The organism is Pseudomonas sp. GM102 (assembly GCF_000282555.1).
Lineage (GTDB): Bacteria > Pseudomonadota > Gammaproteobacteria > Pseudomonadales > Pseudomonadaceae > Aquipseudomonas.
The window spans coordinates 1-4,603 of record NZ_AKJB01000025.1 but is presented as its reverse complement, the minus strand read 5'-3'; the positions used below and the strand labels follow the sequence as shown (position 1 = coordinate 4,603).

The 4,603-nt window shown below is 55.1% G+C and carries 6 protein-coding genes; all 6 read left to right on the top strand.

Annotated elements, in window-relative coordinates:
• Nucleotides 1–253: thiamine pyrophosphate-dependent enzyme (locus PMI18_RS22890; protein ID WP_007897006.1), on the top strand; the 253-nt coding region annotated here is incomplete at its 5' end.
• A 2-nt stretch (nucleotides 254–255) separates the two neighbouring features.
• Nucleotides 256–747: an acetolactate synthase small subunit gene (ilvN, locus tag PMI18_RS22895; protein ID WP_003176102.1), complete on the top strand. Its 492-nt coding sequence runs from the start codon at nucleotides 256–258 to the stop codon at nucleotides 745–747.
• Between the two features lie 47 nt (nucleotides 748–794).
• Nucleotides 795–1,811 (top strand): ketol-acid reductoisomerase, encoded by a 1,017-nt coding sequence (gene ilvC, locus PMI18_RS22900; protein ID WP_003185459.1) that lies wholly within the window; start codon nucleotides 795–797, stop codon nucleotides 1,809–1,811.
• A gap of 146 nt (nucleotides 1,812–1,957) precedes the next feature.
• Nucleotides 1,958–2,815: a CDP-diacylglycerol--serine O-phosphatidyltransferase gene (gene pssA, locus PMI18_RS22905; RefSeq protein WP_007897002.1), complete on the top strand. Its 858-nt coding sequence runs from the start codon at nucleotides 1,958–1,960 to the stop codon at nucleotides 2,813–2,815.
• A 63-nt stretch (nucleotides 2,816–2,878) separates the two neighbouring features.
• A complete protein-coding gene (gene msrP, locus PMI18_RS22910) occupies nucleotides 2,879–3,892 on the top strand; it encodes a protein-methionine-sulfoxide reductase catalytic subunit MsrP (RefSeq protein WP_007897001.1) in 1,014 nt (337 codons plus the stop codon).
• Entirely contained in the window at nucleotides 3,892–4,512 is a 621-nt protein-coding gene (gene msrQ / locus PMI18_RS22915) for a protein-methionine-sulfoxide reductase heme-binding subunit MsrQ (protein WP_007897000.1), read from the top strand. The genes msrP and msrQ overlap by 1 nt, the downstream gene beginning before the upstream one ends.
• Nucleotides 4,513–4,603 lie beyond the last annotated feature (91 nt).

Sequence of the window (4,603 nt, the reverse complement as noted above, 5' to 3'; positions counted from 1 at the left end):
TGGCACCCGCCACTCGCACTCCTACATGGAATCGTTGCCTGACTTCGTCAAGCTGGCCGAGGCCTATGGTCACGTTGGCGTGCGCATCACCGAATCGAAAGATTTGAAGTCGAAGATGGAAGAGGCGTTCGCCATGAAAGATCGCCTGGTGGTTATCGATATTTCGGTCGACACCAGCGAGCACGTCTACCCGATGCAGATCAAAGACGGCTCCATGCGCGATATGTGGCTGAGCAAGACGGAGCGTACTTAATCATGCGGCACATTATTTCCTTGCTTCTGGAAAACGAACCGGGCGCTCTGTCTCGTGTAGTCGGCCTGTTCTCGCAGCGCAACTACAACATCGAAAGCCTGACCGTGGCGCCCACCGAAGACCCGACTCTGTCGCGTCTGACGCTGACCACTGTCGGCCATGATGAAGTCATCGAGCAGATCACCAAGAACCTGAACAAACTGATCGAAGTGGTAAAACTGGTCGACCTGTCGGAGAGTGCTCACATCGAGCGCGAACTGATGCTGGTCAAGGTCAAGGCCACCGGCGCCCAGCGCGCCGAGATCAAGCGCACCACCGATATTTATCGTGGGCAGATCGTTGATGTCAGCGCTAGCGTATATACCGTTCAATTGACCGGTACCAGCGACAAGCTCGACAGCTTCATTCAATCGATCGGGACTGCCTCGATTCTGGAAACCGTACGCAGTGGCGTCACCGGGATTGCCCGCGGCGACAAAGTACTGAGCATCTAAACCAAATTAGCGAATGGCCTGAAGGGCCAGATATAAAGGGGAAATTCATGAAAGTTTTCTACGATAAAGACTGCGACCTGTCGATCATCCAGGGCAAGAAAGTTGCCATCATCGGTTACGGCTCCCAGGGCCACGCTCAAGCGTGCAACCTGAAAGACTCCGGCGTTGACGTTACTGTTGGTCTGCGTAAAGGTTCGGCTACTGTTGCCAAAGCTGAAGCCCACGGCCTGAAAGTGACTGACGTTGCTTCCGCCGTAGCGGCTGCCGACCTGGTCATGATCCTGACCCCGGACGAGTTCCAGTCTGCCCTGTACAAGAACGAAATCGAGCCGAACATCAAGAAAGGCGCCACCCTGGCCTTCTCCCACGGTTTCGCGATTCACTACAACCAGGTTGTGCCACGTGCTGACCTCGACGTGATCATGATCGCGCCGAAAGCTCCGGGCCACACAGTGCGTTCCGAGTTCGTCAAAGGCGGCGGTATCCCTGACCTGATCGCTATCTACCAGGATGCGTCGGGCAACGCCAAAAACGTTGCACTGTCCTACGCCGCTGGCGTTGGTGGCGGTCGTACCGGCATCATCGAAACCACCTTCAAGGACGAGACTGAAACCGACCTGTTCGGCGAGCAAGCCGTTCTGTGCGGCGGTACCGTTGAGCTGGTAAAAGCCGGTTTCGAAACCCTGGTTGAAGCTGGCTACGCGCCGGAAATGGCCTACTTCGAATGCCTGCACGAACTGAAGTTGATCGTTGACCTCATGTACGAAGGCGGTATCGCCAACATGAACTACTCGATCTCCAACAACGCTGAGTACGGCGAATACGTGACCGGTCCGGAAGTGATCAACGCCGAATCCCGTCAGGCCATGCGCAACGCCCTGAAACGTATTCAGGACGGCGAATACGCCAAGATGTTCATCAGCGAAGGCGCCACCGGCTATCCTTCGATGACCGCCAAGCGTCGTAACAACGCCGCTCACGGTATCGAAATCATCGGCGAGCAACTGCGCTCCATGATGCCGTGGATTGGTGCCAACAAGATCGTCGACAAAGCTAAGAACTAAGTTCCGAGCTTGTACGGAAAACGCGGCCTAGGCCGCGTTTTTTCGTTTGGATCCGTCGGTTCTGGTATAAAGCTGCATTGTTTGTGGCCGAACCGTCGTCCCGGACATCTGTCGAAACTTTCCACCCCGTTGCAAGGTAAATGACCATGAGCGAACGTCCCGAAGAGCCAAAGCAGGCTTCTGACGCCGAAAGCCTTCTGCCCATCGATGAGCACATCGAAGAAGGGCATGACGCTGAAGGCCGTAAAGTCCGGCATCGTGGTATCTATCTTCTGCCGAATCTGTTCACCACTGCGAACCTCTTCGCAGGGTTTTATTCCATCATCAACTCGATGAGCGCCCAGAGTGCCTTGAGTGCAGGTGATGCTATCGGCGCGAGCAAATATTTTGCGTTTGCCGCGATCGCGATTTTCGTCGCCATGGTACTCGACGGCCTCGACGGTCGCGTTGCCCGTATGACCAATACCCAAAGCGCTTTCGGCGCCGAGTACGACTCGCTGTCGGACATGGTCGCCTTTGGTGTGGCGCCGGCATTGCTGGCATTCGGCTGGGCCTTGGGTGACATGGGCAAGGTCGGCTGGATGGTTGCCTTCATCTATGTGGCGGGGGCGGCGTTACGCCTGGCGCGTTTCAACACTCAGGTCGGTACTGCAGACAAACGTTACTTCATCGGTCTGGCCAGCCCGGCTGCCGCCGGAGTGGTTGCGGGCATTGTCTGGGCATTCAGCGACTACGGCATTCAGGGTTCCAAGATGTCGTTCCTGGTTGCACTGATGGTTGCCGCCGCAGGCATGCTGATGGTCAGTAACATCAAGTACAACAGCTTCAAGGAGCTGGACTTGAAAGGGCGCGTTCCCTTTGTCGCGATCCTCGCAGTGGTATTGGTATTCGCCGTTGTGTTCAGTGATCCGCCGCGCATCCTGCTGCTGGTTTTCCTTGCCTACGCGGCTTCCGGGCCGATCCAGTACCTGCTGCGCCTTCGTCGGCACAAAAAAGCCGAGTGATGTAATTTCCCTCATACTCCGCAGTCTATGGGTGCATCTGTCCTCCAAAGCTGCGGAGTTGTCATGCTGATCAAAGTCCCCAAAGCGTCTGACTGTCATGAGTCGGGCGTCACGTCTGAATCCCTCTACCTTTCTCGTCGCAGTGTATTAGGTGCCGCCGTTGCCGGTTTGGCGGTGAGCAGTCTGCCGCGTTGGGCAAGTGCCGATGATATTGCGCGTTATGCTGATGTCGAGCCTGGCAAGGCGCCCTCCTGGTTTGCCGAAAAGCTTCCTTCTACCAAATGGGGGGCGGTCAACGTCAAAGACGAGGCGATCACACCTTTCAAGGATGCGACCCACTACAACAACTTCTATGAGTTCGGTACCGATAAAGGTGATCCCGCGGCCAACGCCGGGGCGCTGAAAACCGAACCCTGGAGCGTGGTAGTAGACGGAGAAGTGAGTAAGCCGGGGCGATATGCGCTGGAAGACTTCATGAAGCCTTATCAACTGGAAGAGCGTATTTATCGTCTTCGCTGTGTGGAGGCCTGGTCGATGGTCATTCCGTGGATAGGTTTTCCCATTTCGGCTTTGCTCAAGGAAGTAGAGCCGACGTCCAAAGCCAAGTTCATTCGCTTCGAAACCTTGCAGGATCCCCAAACTATGCCCGGGCAGCGTTCCGGTTTTGCCCTGATCGACTGGCCTTATGTAGAGGGGTTGCGTCTGGATGAGGCGATGAATCCGTTGGCGATTCTTGCTGTGGGCATGTACGGGCGTGAGTTGCCCAATCAGAACGGTGCACCGCTGCGTCTAGTGGTGCCTTGGAAGTACGGCTTCAAGAGCATTAAATCCATCGTGCGGATCAGCCTGGTCAGCGAGCAGCCGAAAACCACCTGGCAGAGTATTGCTTCGGATGAGTATGGTTTTTATGCGAACGTGAACCCGACAGTCGATCACCCGCGTTGGACTCAGGCACGAGAAAGGCGTTTACCGAGCGGTCTGTTCAAGCCCAACGTGCGGGACACGCAAATGTTCAATGGTTACTCGGATGAAGTCGCTTCTCTATATACAGGGCTCGATCTGCGGAAGAATTACTGATGCGATATCCGTTCTGGCGTATTGGCGTATTCATCGCTGCAGCGATTTGGCCGCTGTTTTGGTTGTGTCAGGCCTGGGGGGATGTGTTGGGTCCAGATCCGGGCAAGGTACTGGTTGACCGTCTAGGACTGGGGACGCTTGTACTGCTGCTGATTACATTAAGCATGACACCTTTGCAGAAGCTCACCGGTTGGCCGGGATGGATAGCGGTTCGACGACAGTTGGGGTTGTGGTGCTTCGCTTATGTGGTTCTGCATTTGAGCGGTTACACCGCTTTCATTCTTGGCTTTGATTGGTCGCAGTTGGGTATCGAGTTGCGCAAGCGGCCGTACATTATTGTCGGGGTCCTGGGGTTTTTCTGTTTGTTGACATTGGCGGTTACCTCCAATCGCTACAGTCAGCGGCGTTTGGGTTCTCGCTGGAAGAAGTTGCATCGGTTGGTCTATGTGGTTCTCGGGCTCGGATTGCTGCATATGTTGTGGGTCGTTCGTGCCGATCTGAAGGAGTGGGCGATCTATGCTTCTATAGGTGCGTTGTTGTTGGTGTTGAGATTGCCGCCTGTAACCCGCCGGATTCCACGTTTAACAGCCAAAAAGGCACCTTCTGCAAGAAAGGCGTAATTAGAGGTTGACGGCAGATTCTGGAAGTCTATAATTCGCCCCACTTCCGGCGCAGTCGAAACGTAAAATTCCTTGGTAAACAAAGAGTTAT

Coding starts and splice junctions, on each gene's coding strand:
- ilvN (WP_003176102.1), top strand. CDS start 256: ATGCGGCACATTATTTCCTTGCTTCTGGAAAACGAACCGGGCGCTCTG.
- ilvC (WP_003185459.1), top strand. CDS start 795: ATGAAAGTTTTCTACGATAAAGACTGCGACCTGTCGATCATCCAGGGC.
- pssA (WP_007897002.1), top strand. CDS start 1,958: ATGAGCGAACGTCCCGAAGAGCCAAAGCAGGCTTCTGACGCCGAAAGC.
- msrP (WP_007897001.1), top strand. CDS start 2,879: ATGCTGATCAAAGTCCCCAAAGCGTCTGACTGTCATGAGTCGGGCGTC.
- msrQ (WP_007897000.1), top strand. CDS start 3,892: ATGCGATATCCGTTCTGGCGTATTGGCGTATTCATCGCTGCAGCGATT.